Origin of the sequence: Pseudovibrio sp. Tun.PSC04-5.I4 (assembly GCF_900104145.1) — a bacterium.
In the GTDB taxonomy this organism is placed as follows: Bacteria; Pseudomonadota; Alphaproteobacteria; order Rhizobiales; family Stappiaceae; genus Pseudovibrio.
This window is the reverse complement of record NZ_FNLB01000006.1, coordinates 1,202,793-1,223,808: the sequence shown is the minus strand read 5'-3', so window position 1 is coordinate 1,223,808 and position 21,016 is coordinate 1,202,793. Positions and strand designations below refer to the sequence as shown.

Annotated in this window: 16 protein-coding genes; 10 read left to right on the top strand and 6 right to left on the bottom strand. The window is 48.5% G+C overall.

Annotation, left to right across the window (positions count from 1 at the left end; translation table 11 throughout):
* Positions 1–5: 5 nt before the first annotated feature.
* Positions 6–3,710, bottom strand: a complete 3,705-nt coding sequence (locus tag BLS62_RS10650) for a hypothetical protein (RefSeq protein ID WP_093180365.1) — start codon at positions 3,708–3,710, stop codon at positions 6–8.
* A 673-nt stretch (positions 3,711–4,383) separates the two neighbouring features.
* Here BLS62_RS10650 and yghU point away from each other — a divergent pair.
* The 4 genes from yghU to BLS62_RS10630 all read left to right on the top strand — a co-directional run bounded on the left by yghU (position 4,384) and on the right by BLS62_RS10630 (position 9,067).
* Positions 4,384–5,256: a glutathione-dependent disulfide-bond oxidoreductase gene (gene yghU / locus BLS62_RS10645; protein WP_093180363.1), complete on the top strand. Its 873-nt coding sequence runs from the start codon at positions 4,384–4,386 to the stop codon at positions 5,254–5,256.
* 289 nt (positions 5,257–5,545) lie between these two features.
* Complete coding sequence (locus tag BLS62_RS10640; protein ID WP_093180361.1) at positions 5,546–6,214, top strand: response regulator transcription factor; 669 nt, start codon at positions 5,546–5,548, stop codon at positions 6,212–6,214.
* Positions 6,211–7,524, top strand: a complete 1,314-nt coding sequence (locus BLS62_RS10635) for an ATP-binding protein (protein ID WP_093180359.1) — start codon at positions 6,211–6,213, stop codon at positions 7,522–7,524. Before BLS62_RS10640 ends, BLS62_RS10635 begins: the two co-directional genes overlap by 4 nt.
* A 202-nt stretch (positions 7,525–7,726) precedes the next feature.
* A complete protein-coding gene (locus BLS62_RS10630; RefSeq protein WP_093180356.1) occupies positions 7,727–9,067 on the top strand; it encodes a ferredoxin reductase family protein in 1,341 nt (446 codons plus the stop codon).
* A 24-nt stretch (positions 9,068–9,091) separates the two neighbouring features.
* On the opposite strand, the gene BLS62_RS10625 is transcribed toward BLS62_RS10630, so the two are convergent.
* A complete protein-coding gene (locus tag BLS62_RS10625) occupies positions 9,092–10,282 on the bottom strand; it encodes a cation:proton antiporter (RefSeq protein ID WP_093180354.1) in 1,191 nt (396 codons plus the stop codon).
* 277 nt (positions 10,283–10,559) lie between these two features.
* On the opposite strand from BLS62_RS10625, the gene BLS62_RS10620 reads away from it, so the two are divergent.
* The 6 genes from BLS62_RS10620 (at position 10,560) to queF (ending at position 17,107) form a co-directional block, all read left to right on the top strand.
* Positions 10,560–11,432 carry an urea carboxylase-associated family protein gene (locus BLS62_RS10620; protein ID WP_093180351.1) on the top strand — a complete coding sequence of 291 codons (873 nt, stop codon included), beginning with the start codon at positions 10,560–10,562 and terminating at the stop codon, positions 11,430–11,432.
* A 474-nt stretch (positions 11,433–11,906) separates the two neighbouring features.
* Positions 11,907–14,624 (top strand): hypothetical protein, encoded by a 2,718-nt coding sequence (locus BLS62_RS10615; RefSeq protein ID WP_093180348.1) that lies wholly within the window; start codon positions 11,907–11,909, stop codon positions 14,622–14,624.
* A 225-nt stretch (positions 14,625–14,849) separates the two neighbouring features.
* Positions 14,850–15,548 carry a 7-cyano-7-deazaguanine synthase QueC gene (queC, locus tag BLS62_RS10610; RefSeq protein ID WP_093180345.1) on the top strand — a complete coding sequence of 233 codons (699 nt, stop codon included), beginning with the start codon at positions 14,850–14,852 and terminating at the stop codon, positions 15,546–15,548.
* A complete protein-coding gene (gene queD / locus BLS62_RS10605) occupies positions 15,548–15,904 on the top strand; it encodes a 6-carboxytetrahydropterin synthase QueD (RefSeq protein ID WP_093180342.1) in 357 nt (118 codons plus the stop codon). Before queC ends, queD begins: the two co-directional genes overlap by 1 nt.
* The gene (queE, locus tag BLS62_RS10600) at positions 15,883–16,623 is read left to right on the top strand and encodes a 7-carboxy-7-deazaguanine synthase QueE (protein WP_093180339.1); all 741 of its coding nucleotides are present in this window, start codon (positions 15,883–15,885) and stop codon (positions 16,621–16,623) included. The genes queD and queE overlap by 22 nt, the downstream gene beginning before the upstream one ends.
* 16 nt (positions 16,624–16,639) lie before the next feature.
* Complete coding sequence (gene queF / locus BLS62_RS10595) at positions 16,640–17,107, top strand: preQ(1) synthase (protein ID WP_093180336.1); 468 nt, start codon at positions 16,640–16,642, stop codon at positions 17,105–17,107.
* A 56-nt stretch (positions 17,108–17,163) separates the two neighbouring features.
* Here the strand turns inward: queF and rbsK are convergent, their stop codons facing one another.
* From rbsK to rbsC, 4 genes are all read right to left on the bottom strand, one after another.
* Positions 17,164–18,078, bottom strand: coding sequence for a ribokinase (rbsK, locus tag BLS62_RS10590; RefSeq protein ID WP_093180334.1), 915 nt, complete (start codon positions 18,076–18,078; stop codon positions 17,164–17,166).
* A gap of 9 nt (positions 18,079–18,087) precedes the next feature.
* A complete protein-coding gene (locus BLS62_RS10585; RefSeq protein ID WP_093180331.1) occupies positions 18,088–19,083 on the bottom strand; it encodes a LacI family DNA-binding transcriptional regulator in 996 nt (331 codons plus the stop codon).
* A gap of 70 nt (positions 19,084–19,153) precedes the next feature.
* On the bottom strand, positions 19,154–20,035 hold the full coding sequence (gene rbsB, locus BLS62_RS10580) for a ribose ABC transporter substrate-binding protein RbsB (protein WP_093180329.1): 882 nt from the start codon (positions 20,033–20,035) through the stop codon (positions 19,154–19,156).
* 31 nt (positions 20,036–20,066) lie between these two features.
* The gene (gene rbsC, locus BLS62_RS10575) at positions 20,067–21,011 is read right to left on the bottom strand and encodes a ribose ABC transporter permease (protein ID WP_093180326.1); all 945 of its coding nucleotides are present in this window, start codon (positions 21,009–21,011) and stop codon (positions 20,067–20,069) included.
* Between the last annotated feature and the right edge of the window lie 5 nt (positions 21,012–21,016).

Here is a 21,016-nt window from a genome sequence, read left to right as displayed (position 1 = left end):
AGGAATTAGCTGTCTTCTGGTTCGTTGTTGTAAGCGGCATACCAAGCCAGGCCGGTCCTATTGTCAGCTGATTGGGCTTGCGTGTCGCTCTCTGCAAACAAGTAAAACGAAGTCGCTCCGTTGGGAGGGATTTTTGCCAGTCCCATGAATTTGATGGCAATCTCATTGAGCACAAACATGTATTGTTTATCGCTGGTTGGGCTCGGTTCATTCGCTTCCACAGCTCGAATGGATTGCGGGGAGACACTCGTGATTTGTTCAGCGGAACTCGGGCTTTTGGTGGTGGGCTTATCTGCATACAGCAGTTGGATGGGGCCATAGGACATAGACAGGACGTTTTGCAAACTGATGAGCGATGCCCCGTTTGTGGTCCCCGGCATTTGGATGCCAGTCATGGATTTGTAGATGTTTCCCTTTGAGTCAGGCGACCATGCCAACAAGACATAGGCGTTAAGCCCCAGTTTTCCCGCCAGATCTCCTGCCGTGCCCAAATTGACTTTGAATTTCAATCCGTTCCACGCCTCTGAGACACCTTGTTGGCGCACGTTGGTGATTACATTGAGGAACCCCAGAGATGAGGGCGCCTCACGCGCTGTTGCTGAGCTCATGTAGCTTTGTAATTCCAGAGGCATCGTTGCCAACAAGCTGCCGGGACGCAGAGTGCTGGAGCTCATGTTGAAGCTCATTTGGGCGCTGTCCCAGACAATCTTTTGGGTCTCATAGGGGTCATCCTTTGAGAAAGTCATCTCCAGACCTAGATTGGCGAAATTCAGCCCAATACGCGTTGAAGTCTGGCCTGCTTCACCCCCAAAGGAAAAGAGGTCTATGTCTTGTCCATTGCTGTCTTTGAGGACTGCAAAACTCAAAAAACCCGCTAATCCAAACCGGATGAGCGGTCTTTGCTCTGCACCCTCCTCCTGCTTGCTTTTCGCTCCACTGGTAATGGTATTCATCTGAGCTGAGGAAAACTCCACCTGTTGCAAGACGTTGTTTTCTACCGTGAACACATAGGGTTCTGGAGCCGCCATGGTGTAGGATGGGTGATGGTTGTTATCTTGATAACTCGCCGTCATGATCAACGAATTGTACTGAGAGCCTGATGGTAAGGCCTGCCCTGACGGCGAGATCGGTTCAGCATTGATGACGGCGCTATCAAACACTTTATCTATGGCGAGCTGCGCGTAGGAAGAGAACTTCTTGATTGCCGTGTTCTCAAACAAAACTTTGAGGGACAGCAGGATAAAATCATAGGTGCGCGCGATGGATGGGACCACCGGCTGCGGACTGTCTTTGCCTTTGGGCGCGATAAACTCCGGGTCTTCGTAGTAGATCAGCCCATACACCGAACTCTGTTTTTTGATGGAGATTTCTCCACCACTTTGGTCCGCCTTTATCTGATTGATACGGATGGCAAGGTGGTGTGCATAAAACAAGCTCTGATCTCTCACTCCCGCAACAATACCTGCCAGTTGCTCTGGAGGTGACTTGATACGCGCGCGTAGCATCAACACACCCGTCCAGTTGGGATCAGCGGCAACCTGATTGAAATTTGCCAGATACTCGCCGTCAGGATTATCAACTGCTGCTTGAAAGTAATCCTGCAACCATGTGGATACATTCAGTAATTGAGTTTGGTCGGGCGTACTCTCCTGGACGGTGGTCGGTGCAGAGAATGTTTCTTTCTGCGTCCATTTTTGCGGGTTGGCGATCAGATTGTCTTTCTCATCCCCTTTGGGGTCATAGAGTGGACCCCGGATGCCCTTGATGATGAGAATGTTCGCATAGTCACCAAAGTCAGGAGAGTTTCCGACATCGGCTTCAATCTGCCACTCCTCGATATTGAGTGTGTTTAAAAAGGTCTTTCCGGCCTGCCCAAGCTCGTCTCCATTGGCCGCGACCATAAACAACTGATTGGTTTGAAACGCCTCAATGAGCTTTGCAGAGGGGTCGATGAATGAAAACTCCGAGCTCTCCGGAGTTTTGATTTGAGCAAGCTTCACAGCCTGCCATGACCGCGCATCTTCCGGTGACGCCAGAGTGGCGATGACGCCTGATGGTGTGGTTAAAGTGGTTGAGCCTTGGCCCGAGGTCGTCTTTTCTGCGCTGGTATTATCTCTGGCATTCTCTGTGGCCCTATCTGTGATCTGTGAGTTTGTCAGCTTGGCTATGGTTTGCCGTCTGATGGGAGCGATTATGCTTTTTTCAAACAGAGCGATCTCGTTTTGCGAGTAGCTGGCCGTTTGTTCGTCCTTGCCGCTGTAAGGAAACAACGGAAAACTGTCCTGCCCCATCGCAGGCAGTGTGTAGGATGGGCTAACCGTCCCGAGTAGAGATTTGTTTTCCTGCCAGATATCATCATCATATCCATGCAGTGCGCTGCCACGAGGCTGTGCAACATAGCTACAGGGTAACGTGGTTGTCTCACCCTCAGACGATTGGGGCTGGATTACTTGCACGTAGGATGTTTGGTAGGTGCTTTTTAGAGGTGCTCCTTTAGGGGCTGGAGGCCCTGTTGGAGACGAGCGCGGAAGAGGAAACACCGGAGCGAAAGCCGGCTGACGTTGGATAAAACGAAGCCGTGCCGCCGAGGTTATGTTCTTTTGGGAGACGTCAAGCAGCTGCAAAAACTCTGTTCCACCTAACCCGCACATGAAGCGTGCTTGTTGTTCTCCCTGCCGGGCTGGAGCACATATGAGGAAATCTCCGATAGGACTTGCGATAAACCTTTGCTGGGCGGCTGAGCTCCCGAAGCTTGGCGATAGCACCAAAGCAGCGGGCCGAGCATCTGCAAGTGTTGATCCTTTGCTAACTGCAGTTAGGGAGATGGGAGCACCATAGGTGGTGCGATAGAAGCTGTTTACGGTTGGCCCGATGCCATTTTGCTCTAGGCTTCGGAAATAGAAGGCGCATCTCTCAGGATTTTCGCTGTTATGCGTTGGGTATAGGTTCAGCGGGTCCGTCACATCCACGATAACTTCCATGGGGAGCGGTTCGCGCGTGCCGATATTGCCGGATCCCAGAGCAAAGCGTTGCCCTTTTACTCCATCTTGCAATTTGGGATCGGCAGCCACCCATTGAAACCCCCAGTTCCACTGATCACGAAGGGCGGCTCGCTCAAAATCTGCATTGAACACAATTGTACCGCGATCAGGACCCGAACACCGTATATCGCCGTCACTCACAGACCCTGTATCGGGACTTAGATACCCACCTAACTGGATCGCTCCCTCCGAAATCTGGAGGCTTTCTTGATCATCCGAAACACGGATATACGCGCCAGAATAGAACTCGATGGTCAGCTCGCTCACAAGCACATAAGACAGACTGCTGGTGGTTTCAGTTCCAGCCGTGTTAATGGAAAAGAACGCTGGGCGCTGATTGGGATCCTCTGGAGGTTGAGGAAGCGGTGTTGATGCTTTTGGCAGCCACATGAAACCGCGCGCGACATTCATGGTCTTCAGGTATGTATGTAAGCCCGTCACCAGCGCCTGTTGTTCAGTCTGGTTACTCTCAAAATTCAGCGTGTCGGGGCAATAGATAAACGATCCCCGATAGGCTTGATCAGTCAAAGCATCCTTCAGCGATATGTGAGTGGGCAAAACTGCCCGTTCTGCTGACATCTGGCTCACGACAAAGGCAAACCCTCCGGCGTTATCTCCGGTGTTGGAAGCCAGATAAAGGCTCTTGCAAGCTTGTTGGGCAAATTCCATCAGTCAGCTCCCGAAAGACAAATCCGCCCAAAACAGGGGACATGCAAGGGCAATCCGCCCCACGGTTTAAGGGGAACATGGGGAGCATAGGGACTTCAATTCACGACAATTAAAGTTCACAAAGTGAGATGAAAAACTTTCAGGAGTGCAACTTTCTACAGATCTCACAAATTGAAGAAGCTTTGTTTATTATAGGAAAATTGCACTCATACCTGCGCGATACATACAAAAATCGATCATCCAGTTTTGTGAAGCGAATTATAATCACTGGTTTGATGCGGGGTCTGAATGTACATTCCGGTTTGACTGAAATTCCAAATAGTATTTTTCCAAATTAAACTAAATTTCCAATTTCCTAAACTTTAAGAGAACCTAACAAGCGCCCACCAAATGGCATTGAGAATGGATTGCTCAAAAGGTTGAGGCTGCGGAAGTGAAAGGAAAATTCCACTTTCATTTCTCTCAGAAGCTCTTGATTATCTGAACAGAACGCCAACATACAACTCGTGAACTTATAGCACTTTGCGAAGAGGGGCTGCTGAGGATCATGCGAGTTACTCGCACCAGTAGAAAATTTACAACATGCCCTCTCAACGGCGCAAAAGATGACAGACCATAGCAATTCAGCGCAATTAGCGCCTTTATGATACTGATTGAACTCAAGGGTTAAACAATGACCGAAGCAACAGAATACACTCCACCAAAGATTTGGGTCTGGGACGCTGAAAACGGTGGCCAGTGGTCTAAGATCAATCGTCCAGTTTCCGGTTCAACTCATGACTCCGAGCTGCCAGTTGGCAAACACCCACTGCAACTTTATTCTCTTGCCACGCCAAACGGCCAAAAGGTAACAATCCTTCTGGAAGAGTTGCTTGCTCTTGGCGAAAAGGGCGCTGAATATGATGCCCACCTCATCAAAATTGGGGATGGAGATCAGTTCTCCTCCGGCTTTGTGGCTGTAAATCCAAACTCCAAAATTCCAGCCTTGTTTGATCACTCCTCAGGAAACCCTGTGCGCGTGTTTGAGTCTGGCGCCATCCTGTTGCACCTTGCTGAAAAATTTGGGCATTTCCTCCCCAAAGATCCAGCAAAACGCATTGAGGCTTTGAACTGGCTGTTCTGGTTGCAAGGGTCTGCTCCCTACCTTGGTGGTGGCTTTGGTCACTTTTACTCCTACGCGCCGTTCAAGATGGAATACCCGATTGAGCGCTTCACCATGGAAGTAAAACGCCAGCTTGATGTTTTGGATCGCCAGCTCGAAAACAACCGTTTTATTGCCGGTGATGAATATTCCATTGCGGATATGGCAATTTGGCCTTGGTACGGCAATCTTGCGCTGGGTGGTCTCTATTCAGCTGCCGAGTTCCTTGATGTGGGCTCCTACAAGAACCTCGTGCGCTGGGCTAAAGACATTAGCGAGCGTCCTGCAGTTAAGCGTGGCCGCATGGTCAACAAAGCATGGGGTGAGCCAGAAGGTCAGCTCCATGAGCGCCATGATGCATCTGATTTTGAATTAAAGACACAGGACAAGGTTCCGGCTGAATAAGCCTCCCACTCCTTCAAATCTCAAAATTAGCGGCCTTTCCATCACGGAGAGGTCGCTTTTATTTTAAGAGAAGCGACAGAGAGCGTGCAATTGCTCCAGCGCCGACTTGATCCTGTCGTGCATCCTTTCTCAAAGGATGCACCCTCACTCTCGATCCTTCCTCTTTGTTTTGTGGGTATTACGCTAAGTTTCTTGCTTTCTTCAGGCACATTTCAGTTTTCAGGTATCTCATAATCATGAGAGTGTTGGCACTTATGGAAGAAGCGCCTTCAAGTGCTGGAAGGAACCTATGCGTATTTTACTGGTTGAGGACGAGCGGCTTATTGCGGACGCGATCAAGGCATTTCTGGAACGGCATGAATATCGTGTGGATTGGGTTGATGATGGTTTGCTTGCAGAAGACGCATTGAGAGCCGGCAATTTTGATCTCGTCATCCTCGACCTTGGTTTGCCTGGTCAAGATGGTCTTGAACTCCTCAAATCCGTGAGAAATGACAAGGCAGATGCCCCTGTTTTGATCCTTTCTGCACGTGAAACGACCAAGAACCGTATTGATGGCCTGAACCTCGGTGCTGACGATTATCTGACCAAGCCTTTCGATATGGATGAATTGCTTGCCCGTTGCCGTGCGCTTGTCCGCCGTGCCAGTGGCCGTACACGCATGGTGTTACAGCATGGAGCTCTCAGTCTGGACCTAGATCAGCAAAGCGCTGTTTATGAAGGACAGGAGGTTGTTCTGCAGCCACTTGCGTTCCGCCTGCTAACCATTTTGTTGGAGCACCGAGGACGGGTCGTTTCCAAAACAGACCTCATGGAGAAGCTTTATGGATGGGAGGAAAACGCGGAAAGCAATGTGCTGGAAGTGTATGTTTCTCAAATCCGCAGAAAAACAACCCCTCGCCTCATCCGGACTATTCGAGGTGTTGGCTACATCGTGGATGAGGAAATAAGCGCATGAGGCTAAACTCCATCCGTCGGCGAATTCTGATTTTCCTCCTTCCTCTACTGGTTGTTGTTTGGGGTGCTTTTTCTTTCATCGTTTACAATCTGACTGAGGAAGAGTTGATTGAAACGACTGATGCTCAAACTTTTCAGCTTGCTAGTGCGATCGCTCATTTACAGGGCGATCTGATATCTTCCGAATGGTTAGACGAGCATCATGAGGCCGGTGATTATTTTATAGCCATCCGCAATGTGAATGGAGATACGGTCTACCAGTCAGACAACAGTATCCAGCTCCCTCAAAGCTTGAAACTCGGGGCACAAGAAGTTCAAGCCAAAGGCGAAAATTGGGTAATCTGGTTATTTCCAGGCGACAAAAAAGATCAGGAATACATCGTAGGCGTGGTTGTTGAAGAGGCAACTGAATTGCTTGAGCAAACGGTTTTGACTGTTTCCATTCCACTTGCACTGGTCCTTCTCTTTTCCATTGCCGCGACTGTCTACATCGTCAGAAGCGGATTGCGTCCCCTCACAACCCTTTCTGAAACACTCGCCTCGCAAGAACCAGAGCGTCTGGGCAAGCTGAGCACCGAAAATCAGCCAGATGAACTCGCCCCAATTATCGGATCCCTCAACACTCTGTTTGATCGTATAGCTGCTTATTTGGAACGAGAACAAAGGTTCATTGATGACGCGGCACATGAACTTCGTACGCCTTTGACGGTTGTGAAGGCTCAATGTCAGGTGATTGAAACAGACAAACTGGATGATGCTACAAAAGTCCGTTTTGCCAACATAATTGAAGGCGTAGACCGGGCAACCCATCTGGCAGCGAAACTGCTGGAACATGCACGGGCAGGACAAGAGCACCAGAGGGAACCATCACGTCACAATTTGCTCCCAGTATTGCAGGAAGCATTAGCTCAACAGGCACACTCTGCTCAGGAAAAGCATGTTGAATTACAGCTACTCCAATCGGTGGCGGTCAATGCTCCTGTAGATTCTGAGGACTTAAACACTGTGTTGAGCAACCTTATTGCAAACGCTATTCGGTACACACCTGCGCAAGGCGAGGTTCTGATTTCCGTTGAAGAACATGATAACGGCATCACCCTTACGGTCGAAGACAGCGGACCGGGAATTCCAGCAGAGTACTGTGAGAAAGTATTTGAACGGTTCTTCCGCATGCCAGGGCAATCATCGACGGGCGCGGGGTTAGGTCTCTCCATTGTGCAATCTTTATGCAAACGGAACTCAATTGAGATTGCACTTTGTGAGAGTACAAAACTGGGCGGCGCGTGCTTTTGGTTAAAATTGCCAAATTAATTTCAGGAGCTTCAGATTGATTTCAGGTTGAACCCGCTTTGTTACCGGGCACTTGGATAACCAGAAAATAGCTTATGAAGACCTAAGCCGGCGATAGCCAAAAGGTCGATTATTCAGCTCTAGACGCCCCCGGCGTACAACCAGAGTAAAGCTGTTTCTTCATCCGAGGCACTCAATTGTGTTGGTAAGAAAGCGCTAGAGAATGAAGCCCGTTGGTCTGTCACTTATATTTGCAAGCCTGTTGCCTCCTCTGTATTTGTTGACGCAGTTTGGCGGAGAGCAGAGCTTTTCTGTTTTGATTAGCCAATATGCAGGCATGGTCTCTTTGATCAGCATGGCGCTGGTTCAGGTTATGGCCACACGTGTAAGAGGTGTCGAAGCCCTCTTTGGGCCATTGGACCAAGTGTATGTTTTGCACAAATGGCTTGCTGTTCTGGCCATCGTAGCTGCCTTTCTTCATGACACCATAGAAGCCGAGCCAACTCTGCGGGACGCTGCAGGTGCGTTTATCAGAGGTGAAGATGAAGGTATTGCCGGAGAGCTTGGTGAAATTGGGTTTTATGGCATCCTAATCCTCGGTTTAGGCTCCTTGGCGACCTTCATTCCCTACAATATCTGGCGGTGGACCCATCGGCTCATTGGTGTTTTCTTCGCCCTAGCTGCCGTCCATTTCTTACTCATTAACAACTTCTTCTCATGGAGTGACCCACTCGGTCTTTATGTCTCCGTTTTCTGTTTTGCTGGTGTCAGTTCCTTTGTCTACCTGACTTACAAAGGCATCACGGGGCGTACAAAAGCTTATGAGGTGGAGACTGTTGAGGTATATGGGCGGGTTACAACCGTTAGTTTGAAGCCAGGCGGCAAGCCTATTTCATATAAAGCCGGACAGTTCGCTTATGTTTCATTTGAACAAGACGGATTGCGGGAAACGCATCCATATACGATTGCGTCTGCCCCTCAGGAAAACGGTAGTATCCGCTTTTGTATTTCTGCACTGGGTGACTACACGTCCCGCATTCACGAGTTAAAAGCAGGTGCGAAGGCTCAGCTCAGCAGAGGGTATGGCGGGTTCAAACCCTTTGCTCAAAATCAAGATCAGATCTGGATTGCGGGCGGAGTGGGAATTACTCCATTTCTGGCATGGGCACAGGCCTTGTCTCTTGAGGCAACGGGACAGATTTATCTTTACTACGGCGTTCGAAATAGACTTGAAAACCCGCTTGAGGAAGAGCTTGAAGCGCTGCAAAAACGTCTCCCCAATCTGCATGTTCAATACTTTGAATCAGATATGGGTGAATACATCGATGCACGGCTCCTCAAAATTTTACAAGGCACCTGTTTTGATATGATGCCAATCGCATTCTGTGGACCAGAAATGATGCGGATGAACTTGACCACTGGGCTAAAAAAACTAAATTACCCGATGCGGAAGTTCCATTACGAAGAATTCGAAATGCGATCAGATATTGGGTTCGGTTGGTTGATCAAGTTCCTTATTCGCCGGCTCTTCAAACACACGGGCAAGCTCGTACCCGTTAAATAAACCGAGCCCCCAGACCAACGTTGCTCACTTCTTTATCAGCGCTTTGATGAAGGAATGAGCGGTAATTCCATGCAGGATAACACTGAGACCGATGGTGGTTACCGCAGTGGACGCGATGATTGAACTGCCCGGCAAATTGGCGTCCAGCACGATAATTGCAAAGACAATACTGGCAAGGCCCCTTGGTCCAAACCAACCAATAAACAGCTTCTCTTTGAGCAGCAGGCTTTCGCCAGAAAGCGCCAGATAGACGGGTAGTATACGCACGATGGTCAGGCTCAGAATTGAATAGAGCAGAATTTCAAAGCTGAAAGTGCTGAGGACAGAGCCAATAATTGCCGCCCCGAAAATCAACCATGTCATCAGAGAAAGTGTGTCTCCAATTCCTTCCGCAGATACCAGGAGCTGTGTTTTATAGGGCTTCTCCAGCCTGCCAAAAACAATTCCTCCCACAAACGCGGCAATAAAACCGCTGCCACCAGCCAGCTGAGCTATGGCAAAGCAGCTTATTGCAAGAGCGACAACAGTGACCTGCTCCCATGTTTTTGATTGCTCGGCACTGCCAAAGCATAATTCGATAAACTGACATGCCAGCACAGCGACACCAATACCTATCAGCACCCCCAAGCCAATCTGTTCAGCAAACAACTTGGCAGCCATGTGATTAAGGTTGCTTGCCAGAGATGGATCTATTGCCACCGGGAGGAGTGAGAAAACGATGGGAACGCAGATGCCGTCATTCAGACCGCTTTCTACGTTCAGTGTCTCACGAATTCGTGTCGGCACTTCAGGATCAGTCACAACAGCTTTGCCGAGTGCTGCATCTGTTGGGGCCAGAAGCGCGGCGAGAATAGCGACTTCAACAAGTGGTAAATCGGGCAGAAGCATCATCCCTGCCCCGATGCCCAGGATGATCGTCAGTGGGAGCCCTAGAAGCAAAAGCCGGCGTGGCAGATCAACGTTGTCAGATAGGACTTTGAGGTTTGTATTGGCGGCATCGGTAAACAGAACAATGGCCAAAGATAATTCCGCCAGTGTCCGAATGGTTTCATTGGAAAGGCTGATGCTAAACCAATCCAGGCCGTTATCTCCCAGCAGAAACCCGATGATGCAGAACAACAGGGCCCCGTTTATTGGGTATTGTTCCAGCTTACGGTTCATAACGCTATAAACAAAGACCACGACAAAAATTATAGTTAGATTTTGATAGGACATCCCAATTTCCCGCCTTGGAGTTTGCTCATTTCAAAATTCTCCCATAAAACGAAAATGCAGGATGCAGCCCTTTTCATTCAACAAACTCTATGACATTCGCGTTTTCAATCATTTAAACAACGGCCACAAAAAACATTCCCGGTGGAGGTCCTCTGTTCCTCCTCCTTTTCATGCGCGGCTAACCGGATTCATGAAAATATATCAATATATTAAATGAGCATTGCAATGTTCAATCAGGTCGATCAAGTCTGCATCATACTCATAGGATCATCGGCTCATGACCAAGCTCGCTTCTCGTTCTGTTTCCACCGGTATCCCTGCCCCATCTGATGAGCGACGTTCCAAAAACCCTATTGTTTGCTATGAGGTTGACCACCTTCCTGATTATGATGGGGATCTGTATCAGCAGGCCAAACAGACCATGCAGAAAGTTTCAGAGGTTTTGGTGTCACCGCGTGATGGCGGGTATTTTGAAGTTCCTGCCGGATCCTTCTTTAGAATTGTCAGCGTTGAAGGCCCTCAGGTCGGCGATTTGAACCTTTGGAATGCCAACGATCTGAATGAACGTTTTTTTAGCGGCAAGACGAGGCAACTCCATGCAAGCCATCTCACCACTGGCGATCGTCTCTGGAGCAATATGCCTTATTTGCGTCCAATGGCGACGATTACTCAGGACACACTGGATTGGTATGGCTGGGATGAAGATGGTGCCGGAGTTCATGATGTGATTGGTACACGCTGTGATCCGTACACCAATCACATGTTAAAGAACGTTGACTACAACCATTGCTGCCATTCAAATTTGACCCGCGCGCTTTCTGCTGCCAAAGGCCTATCTTTTGATGGCGCCGAGCCTCATGTCCATGATGTGATGAACGTTTTCATGTGCACAGGCTTCACACCTGATACGCATCAATACTTTATGAAAGCCAGCCCGGTTCGGCCCGGTGATTTTATCGAATTTTTTGCTGAAATTGATTTGCTTGGTGCTATTTCCGCATGCCCCGGTGGTGATTGTGGAAGCGGCCATTCTGATGACAATACGCCTTGCTACCCCTTGCTCATTGAGATTTATAAGCCAGAAGAAGGTTCATTACAGAAATGGTCGATGTCCAAACCAAGCGGGTATTCTGGAAAACACAAAACCTAAACGCGACTGTCTCGACAGCTGAACTTGGGTTCGTTGAAAATCGATCAATAATAAGCGAAAACCAAAACATTTATTACAACGCATATTTCACGAAGGTCGGCCATAACTGCTGCAGTAGCTTTTCTGCGCCGACTTTTATGTGAGGCGTAACTATCCTCCGTGACCATAGGAGGCGCATGGAAGCGGTGAATTCGAGGGGTGATTTCGTATTACTCCCTTGCAGATGTTGTCCTCATCAACGGACAAACCGCCGGATACGTAATTGGAACTTGAACACGTGAGCAAAGTAAAACCTCCGTTTCATGAACTAAAATATTCATTCCCAGTTACCAACTGGCCATTTCCCAATGGCCGGCAAATCGTTGCAATACCCAAAGATTTTTGAAGGTCTGCTCATGGGCCTTAACTGGAAAATATCATTACAGAAAATCCAAATATTATCACCTCCTCAAAAAGACCAAGGTGAAGCCTCCGATGCCTGAAACAAAGTTAAAGCAACCTGCCCCCCCCTTAACACGAAAAGAAGACAGTTGGGCCAAGTCGGTTTTTCAAGAATTTGGGCTGACATACCCTGATTTTGCTGCCGCTGTTGATGGTTTGTATGTGGCGATTAGGGAAAAGGAAGAGCAGGAAATCGCGGCGGCGGCGGCTCTTGAGGATGAGCAGGATCGCAAGCTTGTGGAACATGCAGCTACAGTTGCTGCAGTGCAAACTATGGCCATGGACAATTTTCAGCAAATTTCAGAACTCTTTTGGGAGATTGAAGAACTTAAAACCAACCCTCCTATAGGTGGCGCACCTCTTGATGATAGTCGCATGGCGTTTCTGCAGGATCAAATTGCAGGTTATAGAATACGGAATGCAAACCTTTTTAAAAATCAAGCTAGCTTTAAAGATTTTGTAAAAGAGGATGAAGCATTCAGGTCCATTCATGAAACTGTTGATCTGTTACTGCAAAAAGCTGAACTGAACTGTGATGCACATAGTTATGATGCATGTGAGGGTTCTCTTGCCGAGACCCGGAGCAAGTTGGACACAATGCAATCGCTCTTGCAAGATGTTATTCAAAACTCCGGTGGGTCGATTATAGATGAAACCGAAAAAAACTTTAGTAAGCAGATCATATCCGTAAAAGAGTGCATAACCGACCTCACCGGGATAGGATATACCGGCTTAGCAACCCGCTTAAGCACTCCCTTGGCGACCGCTCAATCATTAAATGCCACAAGCGATGACCCAGCATGGCAGGATCTCTTTAAGAATACCGAGGAAGCAAAAGCTTCTATGGTCACCTTGAAGAATATGACAGCTTATATAGAAAAGCTTTGTGCCAGTATGCAAACGGCTGGACCGAGTGAGGTAGCAGACCAAATTTTGGAAGAACTTGGTCACTATAGAACTGACCCATCCCGCAATTTAGCTACAGTCGTCAGTTTGATTTTTACTTTAAAAACATCTGCAATTCGCAAGGAAAAATGGAGCAAAAACAAGGAGTGGGCCAAGAAGGATCTTGATATTCGAACACGAAACTACAAAGAGCAGCTGGAAAAACTAGTCATGTTTGGTGACGGTGACACAGTTGTTACTAAGAAAAGTACGACAGAATCCTACGCCCGCGCTGGTGATATTGACGGGTTAACCAAAGACGTAATGGTGGAGATCCCCAAGCGTCCCAAAGATAAAAAAGCAAAAGCAGTTCCTCGTAAGACTCTCGATAGCCTTTTGGAATCCTTCGATTTTTTGGATGAACTTAGATCATCTGGGGTAAGTGGGATAGAAACAATTGCCGTAGAAGAGTTTTTAAAGGCAGAAGATATTCTGGATGGTTTACAAAGAAACCCTGGCGGATATGAGGACTTACAAAAAAGAACTCAGAAAATTTTAGATAAGATCAATAAGTCAAAGGGCAGTAAAGAAGGTCTCTACTACATAGAAGCCAAAATGCGACTGGTAGAAGATGTTAAGAACCTGCGAGATCAATCCTCCGGTATAAGTATTGACAAGGCTATACGCCAATGTGAGGAGCTTGAAACAGAGCAGTTTGAACCTCTTATGTCCAACATCAAGATGGCAATAGAATTCCGCAAGATTATTGATTTGAAAATTCAACACATTGAGAAACGCTTTAAGGATATACCCATTTTATTAGCTAAACTGGGAGCGGCACGGCCAGAATTAGCTCAAAAATTCAAAGCAATTCTGCAACCGAAAAACGAAAAAATCTATCATGGCGAGTTAGAACTTTATCTCAAACAGGCAAGAATTGTGGCCAATAATTCTTCTACGGTTGACGATCTGAAAGAGTCTCTCACTCAGATGAACCGTATTAAGTTTCAGGCTGAGAAATATATAATGGAATTGAAAGGTCGTCTGGACTGGCAGTCGGAACAAGTGGATAGTCCTCATAATGTTTCGGAAGATAGTTACTTCCAGAAAATTGAAGAGGATTACAAACAAGGCATCCAATTAGCCAAGGACCGCAAAATATCTAAGGACAAATTCACAGAAAAGGCTGGCCCAATAAAGGAAAATCTGGAAATACTGACTTCGAAGGCGGCCTCCTGGAAAAATATCAAGGGCAAGATTAAAGGCATTGACCGCATTGATGAATCTGTTTTTGATCCAACCAAATTTAAAGATCTCCTGACTGAAATAAAATTGCTTGAACAAGAATCTGCCAAGAACAGTTCTCATGAGGAAAACATGGGCCAACTGAACGAACTTAAAGGCATGTATGATGCTATGCATGGCGAGTTGACCGGCTTTCGCGAGGACATAGCAAAAGGTGTCAAAAAGGCAGCTGATAACTGCATTGCACGTATGGAACTTACGAAATCGATTGCCGATAATTATTTTATTGACATCCTTTTGGGCAATCAAGAAGCTGGCGAGCAGTATGTTGATACTGCCGCTTTGAAGAAATTTATAAGTTGCGTAACTCAACCCCTCGTCGCTGGGGACCTCAAAAAACATGTTCAAATCATAGCAGATACCCGTCAGACGCTCATAATCCGCAAAAAGGCACGAGAAGATGCCTTGCGTATCGTTCGCCCTTTGCTTGCCCAGTTGGATAGTGCAAAAGCCATCAAGCTTTATAGGAGGCATCCGTTCACCAATATTGAAAACGACTTTAATACGCTAAGGCCCGCCCTGATACAGCTCGAGGTCAAACTCCTGACTCTGGCCTCCTAACATTCTCCTTAGGACCTGCGCGCAAATTTCTATGTGTGTCAAAGGCAACTTCATTTCTGATTTACATCAATTGCTAACTTCATGCGGCTTCCCTAATTTCCCCAGAGGAACCGGTTCAATTCCAAAATCGCCTTTTCCTTGCTTCTTTAGTCTGCTAGGTAGCCCCTTGCTCAACGTTTGAGCGCCGGTCGCAGCCTACCCGGGACCTAAAACAAGGACTAAAATATGAAAACGATCGTAATCTGCTCCGGCGGATTGGATTCTGTTACGCTCGCCTACAAGGTGGCGCATGAACAGACGCTCCTTGGTCTGGTCTCATTTGACTATGGCCAGAGACATAAAATTGAACTGGATTACGCCGCCCATGCAGCCAAGCAATTGGGGGTGCCGTATTCTCTTTTGGATATGAGCCAGATTGGGCGACATCTCAGTGGGTCCGCGCTCACGGATGATATAGATGTGCCAGATGGCCATTATGCAGAAGAGAACATGAAGGTGACTGTGGTTCCTAACCGCAATGCCATTATGCTCTCCATTGGATTTGGCATTGCTGCTGCCCAGCAGGCAGATGCTGTGGCTGCTGCTGTTCATGGTGGGGATCACTTCATCTATCCAGACTGCCGCCCTGGTTTCATCAAGAACTTTGAAGACATGCAAAAGCTGGCCCTTGATGGGTACGCTAATGTGAGCCTTTACACTCCGTTTCTAGAGATCCCTAAATCCGCAATCGTAACGGAAGGCGTAAAGCACAACGTCCCGTTTGCTGACACGTGGTCCTGCTACAAAGGCGGCGACACACATTGTGGGCGATGTGGCACCTGTGTTGAACGGCGTGAAGCTTTTGCCATTGCCGGTGTTGTGGATCCAACTATCTATGCTGATCCTGATTACTGGAAATCTGCGTTGGAGCGGGCACCTTTGTAATGTACAAAATCACAAAGGAATTCCACTTTTCGGCCTCACATCAACTCTGCGAAATGCCGGAGGACCATCCTTGCGCGCGTCTTCATGGCCACAACTATGTTGTTGTGGTTGAGCTCTCCTGCGAGACCTTGGACAAATACGGATTTGTGGTGGATTTCACCGCGTTAAAACCGCTGAAGCGTTATATTGATGATGAACTGGATCACCGGCATCTCAATGAGGTGTTTGACCATGATCAGGTGACCTCAGAGTTTCTGGCAACCGAAATCTACAGTTGGTGCAAGCAACGTTGGGATGAGACGAGCGCTGTTCGCGTGAGCGAAACACCTAAAACATGGGCGGAGTATCGGCCATGACCAAGCTGAGCATTAGTGAGATCTTTGGGCCGACTATTCAAGGCGAAGGGGCTTTGATGGGGGAACCAACTGTCTTTGTGCGCACTGGCGGGTGTGATTATCGCTGTGTTTGGTGTGATACGCTGCATGCGGTTGACAGTGCCTATCGTCATACATGGCGACCAATGGAACCTGAAGATGTATGGAGCGAGGTGGAAACACTTACTGGCCATACACCTTTGACCGTCTCATTGTCGGGCGGTAATCCAGCTATTCAGGATTTTTCCAAACTCATTGAAATGGGCAAATCCAAGGGCTACCGCTTTGCTCTGGAGACACAGGGCTCGGTTGCCAAAGACTGGTTTGCGCAGCTTGATACTCTGGTGCTGAGCCCTAAACCACCCTCCTCTGGTGAGACCGTCGATTGGATCAAGTTTGAACTTTGCCTGACCAAAGCGGGAGACGACACCAACAGTTTGTTAAAGATCGTTGTGTTTGATGAGGTGGACTATAATTGGGCGCGGAAGGTTCATGAACGGTTCCCGCATTTACCTTTGTATCTGCAGCCGGGCAACCATACACCTCCACCGCCAGACGATGAGGATGCGCGCATTGACATGGATGGCGTGATGGAGCGCATGCACTGGCTTATTGAAAAGACCCTTGCTGACCGCTGGTTTACGCCCCGCATCCTGCCGCAACTCCATGTGCTGCTTTGGGGCAATAAGCGCGGCGTCTAATAAAAACGAGAAGATTATGAGCAAATCCGATATTTACAAGAACCTGACCATGTTGGGCGGTGCAACAGTGCAGCCCCAATCTCCAGAGGAAGCCGTTCTGGAAAAAGTGCCAAACCCACAACAGAGCACGCGCTATGCCATCCGGTTTACGGCACCAGAGTTCACCTCTTTGTGTCCAATTACCGGGCAACCTGATTTTGCGCATCTCGTGATTGATTATGTCCCGGATGAGTGGTTGGTGGAGAGCAAGTCTCTCAAACTCTTCCTTACATCATTCCGCAATCACGGTGCCTTCCACGAAGATTGCACCGTTTCCATTGGTAAGCGGATCGTTGATACGCTCAACCCGATCTGGCTGCGCATTGGTGGCTACTGGTATCCACGCGGCGGCATTCCAATTGATGTGTTTTATCAAACTGGAGAAGCGCCAAAAGGGGTTTGGATTCCAGAACAAGGTGTTCCAACTTACCGCGGGCGCGGCTAATCCAATTCAGCTGGGGTTGCATAAAGGCTGCCAACCCCAGCTTATTCAAGTTATGTTCAGCCCATCAATTCTTCGACTTCTTTGAGTGTTGGTGCTGATGTTGCAGCCCCACGCTTTGTCGTCGAAAGCGCACCACACGCAGCAGCAAACCGCACGGCATCACCTAGGTTTTTGCCCTGTGATAGTGCGTAGGCCAAGCCACCGTTGAAACAATCTCCCGCTGCCACGGAATCAATGCTATCGACCTTGTACGGCTTTACAAAACCTTCGCTTGTTTCATCCTTAAAGTAGACACCGTGAGCCCCAAGCTTTACCACAGCTGCCGGAACACCCATTTGGCGCAGTAAATCTGCAGCTTTTGCAGCTTCTTGCGGGTTGGTTGGCTTAAACCCGGTCAAGACTTCAGTTTCTGTCTCATTGGGTGTGATCACGTCGACATGGCGCAAAAAACCTTCTGGCAAACCATGAACTGGGGCTGGAGCTGGGTCAAAGACTACTCGGCCACCTGAGGCCTGTACGGCCTTTGCCGCTGCCAGACACGTTTGTGCTGGTATCTCCAACTGCAGCATCAAAAGCTTAGCATTCTCAAGCAGCTCTTTATTCTGCGTTATATCAGAGCTACTGACCGCCATATTCGCACCGCCAACAACAGTGATGCAGTTTTCCGAGTTTGCATCAACACCGATGACCGCGATACCTGTGCCGTTGTTCTCATCTTTTAAGACGTGATCAGTTGCAACGCCCATATCTTTTAACTGGGTCTCAGCGATATCCCCAAAACCGTCTTTGCCGATACGCCCGACCAGTTGCACATCGCCGCCAAGCTTGGAAACAGCAACAGCTTGATTGCAGCCCTTACCGCCCAAGTTAATTGAGTAGCTGTCACCATGCAGTGTTTCACCAGGTCGCGGAAGTTTTTCAGAACGCGTTGTAATGTCGACGTTTATGCTGCCAACGATGACGATAGACATGAGGTATTCCTAGTGTTTGACAGAGTTGCGCATAATGAGTTCCGGAACCAATTGAACCACCGGCGGCATTTCAGTTTTTTCTTCAAGATGACTGATCAAGGTTTCTGCAGCGCTTAAGCCGAGTTCAAAGCTTGGTTGTTTAATGGTGGTCAGTGCTGGAGACATATAGGAGGCATATTCAACATCATCGTAACCAACAATGGACATATCCTGCGGAATGGAGAGCCCCTGCTCCTGCACCGCCCTGTAAGCCCCCATAGCCATAAGGTCGTTGAATGCGAAGATAGCATCTGGTCTCGTCTCTAATGCCAGAATTTGTTTCATCGCCTCATAGCCGCCAGAAGCAGTGAGCATTCCAGCCGCCAGCCAATTCTCATTTATGGGCAGATGAGCGGCCTCCATCGCCGTTTTGAAACCTTGTAGGCGCTCGATAGATCTTGGATGGTCATCCGGCCCCATTAGACACCCGATCTTTGTCAGGCCGCGGTCAATCAGATGTTTTGTCGCGATACGGCCACCGAGGACGGAATCATCCTGCAAGGTGCACGCATTTGGATGGGGTGCGGAGTCCAAAATCGCCTTTGGCAGCTTGCCCAGTTTGCTAAGCTGATCGTAAAGAGCCGGATCCGTTTTGGTGGTCATCACCAGAAGCGCATCAATGCGGCGCTGAAGAAGCGTCGTTAGATTGGCAAGCTGTCTATCTGGTTGATGACCTGAATTACACAGGATCAGGCTGAAATTGTGTTGGTAGCATCCCTCTTCGACACCGCGAACGACATCTGCAAAAAATGGGTTGGAGCTTGAAGATACCAGCATACCGATGATGTTGGTGCGTTTTACCTTCAAGGCACGGGCCATCATACTTGGTTGAAACCCGAGGTTTTTGATTGCCTCAATCACCCGTTGTTTGGTCAGGGGAGCAACAAAGCGGGTCTCATTGATAACATGAGACACTGTAGAGACGGAAACGCCCGCAACCTGTGCAACATCCTTGATACTGACCATTTTAACTCCGGTTTAGGACAATGGGCCCGGCGCATACGCCAGACCCTTTTTGTACTATAGATACTGAGGTTTACTTGGTAACCAGCTTTAGTGCTACTGGGGTGTACGTATCAACTTTTTCACCCTTAAGAACTTTATCCGCAATGTCTACGCCGATGGAGCCGATCATGCCAGCCTGCTGCGCTACGGTTGCCAGCATTGTACCTTCTTCAACAGCTTTTACGCCATCTTCAGTTCCATCAAAGCCAACAACAAGGATGTCGCGATTAGCTCCTTCAATCGCCTTGATTGCACCCAGAGCCATTTCATCATTGTGAGCAAAGACAGCGTTGATTTCTGGCTGTGCCTGCAGGATGTTCTCCATGACGTTCAGACCTTTGGTGCGGTCAAAATCGGCAGGCTGTACAGCCACAACTTCAATACCGGAAGCACCAAACATTGCTTTCCTGAATCCTGCACCGCGATCACGCGCAGCAGACGTTCCTGGAACGCCTTCCAGTTCAACAACCTTGCCACTGCCGCGAAGTGTTTCAACGATCAGCTCGCCCGCCATTTCGCCGCCCAGAATATTGTCTGAGGCAACGTGAGACACAACTTTACCTCGGTTAGCACCTCGGTCAAGGGTGACAACTGGAACGCCTTTGCGATTTGCAGCGCGGATGGAGCTGGAAACTGCATCAGAGTCAGTTGGGTTGATGAGCAACAAAGCAATATTTTTGCTCAGCACGTCTTCAACGTTTGCCAGTTCTTTTGCTGGATCGTTCTGGCTGTCGAGAACAACGATCTTGTAACCAAGTTCGTTTGCGCGTGCTTCAGCACCTTCCTTCAAAGTTACGAAGAACGGGTTGTTCAAAGTGGACACGACCAGTGCCAGTGTGTCCTGCGCCATAGACGCTGTTGTTGAGCCAAGAAGAAGTGCTGCACCAGCTGCCAAACTAATAATTTTTTTCATAGGTAACCTCCCAAGTGTCAAGTTGTTTTGCTTAAGCATTTGCTTTGCCACGGCTGTCAACGACAACCGCAAGAAGAATAACCGCACCTTTGGCGATCATCTGGTAGTAGGATGAAACATCCATAATATTCAGTGCGTTGTTCAACACACCAATAATAAGGGCACCAATAATGGTGCCGAAAATACGGCCTTTACCGCCAGCCAGACTGGTTCCGCCCAGGACTACAGCTGCAATGGCGTCCAACTCGTACCCAAGGCCTGCTGTTGGCTGTGCAGATTCAAGGCGAGCTGTTAAAATGATGCCTGCGAGCGCTGCCAGTGCGCCGCTGAGGGCATACACAGCAATCTTGACCTTTTTGACATTGATGCCGGACAGACGAGCCACGTTCTCATTGCCGCCAATGGCATAGACGTAGCGGCCAAAACGGGTCTGTGAGAGCAAGAACCAGCAGAGTGCAAAGATGATCGCCATCACGATTACAGGGTGGGGAATACCGAAGAGATAGCCTGCTCCGAACTGATAGAAGCTTTCCGCAACATCATAGTCGCCCGTAGAAATTGGGCGGCCTTGCGTATAGACCAGCGTAGCACCGCGGATCATGGTCATACCGACGAGCGTGGCGATGAACGGCTGGACGTTGAAATAGCTGATGATAACGCCGCTGGTTGCGCCAAGAGCAGCACCAACGCAGAGCGTTGCGACAAGCGCAATCACCAATGGCGTATCCAAACCAATCAAGCTGGCACAAATGGCACCAGCAAACGCAAGGATAGACCCAACGGACAGGTCAATGCCTGCAGTTAGAATGACAAAGGTCATTCCCATTGCAATGATGGCGTTGATGGAGGTCTGGCGTAAAATGTTGAGCATATTGTCAACACCAAGGAAATTGGCATTGGCAAGAGAGACGAAGGCCATAAGAATAATCAGGCCAATCAGAGACTTATTTTCACTGAGGAACTCGTTGAGTTTCATGTGGT

Bases quoted from the DNA above. Each gene is read 5' to 3' on its own strand.
- BLS62_RS10615 (WP_093180348.1), top strand. From the start codon at position 11,907: ATGCCTGAAACAAAGTTAAAGCAACCTGCCCCCCCCTTAACACGAAAA.
- rbsC (WP_093180326.1), bottom strand. From the start codon at position 21,011: ATGAAACTCAACGAGTTCCTCAGTGAAAATAAGTCTCTGATTGGCCTG.
- yghU (WP_093180363.1), top strand. From the start codon at position 4,384: ATGACCGAAGCAACAGAATACACTCCACCAAAGATTTGGGTCTGGGAC.
- BLS62_RS10625 (WP_093180354.1), bottom strand. From the start codon at position 10,282: ATGTCCTATCAAAATCTAACTATAATTTTTGTCGTGGTCTTTGTTTAT.
- BLS62_RS10630 (WP_093180356.1), top strand. From the start codon at position 7,727: ATGAAGCCCGTTGGTCTGTCACTTATATTTGCAAGCCTGTTGCCTCCT.
- queC (WP_093180345.1), top strand. From the start codon at position 14,850: ATGAAAACGATCGTAATCTGCTCCGGCGGATTGGATTCTGTTACGCTC.
- BLS62_RS10635 (WP_093180359.1), top strand. From the start codon at position 6,211: ATGAGGCTAAACTCCATCCGTCGGCGAATTCTGATTTTCCTCCTTCCT.
- queE (WP_093180339.1), top strand. From the start codon at position 15,883: ATGGGCGGAGTATCGGCCATGACCAAGCTGAGCATTAGTGAGATCTTT.
- BLS62_RS10620 (WP_093180351.1), top strand. From the start codon at position 10,560: ATGACCAAGCTCGCTTCTCGTTCTGTTTCCACCGGTATCCCTGCCCCA.
- BLS62_RS10585 (WP_093180331.1), bottom strand. From the start codon at position 19,083: ATGGTCAGTATCAAGGATGTTGCACAGGTTGCGGGCGTTTCCGTCTCT.
- queF (WP_093180336.1), top strand. From the start codon at position 16,640: ATGAGCAAATCCGATATTTACAAGAACCTGACCATGTTGGGCGGTGCA.
- queD (WP_093180342.1), top strand. From the start codon at position 15,548: ATGTACAAAATCACAAAGGAATTCCACTTTTCGGCCTCACATCAACTC.
- rbsB (WP_093180329.1), bottom strand. From the start codon at position 20,035: ATGAAAAAAATTATTAGTTTGGCAGCTGGTGCAGCACTTCTTCTTGGC.
- BLS62_RS10650 (WP_093180365.1), bottom strand. From the start codon at position 3,710: ATGGAATTTGCCCAACAAGCTTGCAAGAGCCTTTATCTGGCTTCCAAC.
- rbsK (WP_093180334.1), bottom strand. From the start codon at position 18,078: ATGTCTATCGTCATCGTTGGCAGCATAAACGTCGACATTACAACGCGT.
- BLS62_RS10640 (WP_093180361.1), top strand. From the start codon at position 5,546: ATGCGTATTTTACTGGTTGAGGACGAGCGGCTTATTGCGGACGCGATC.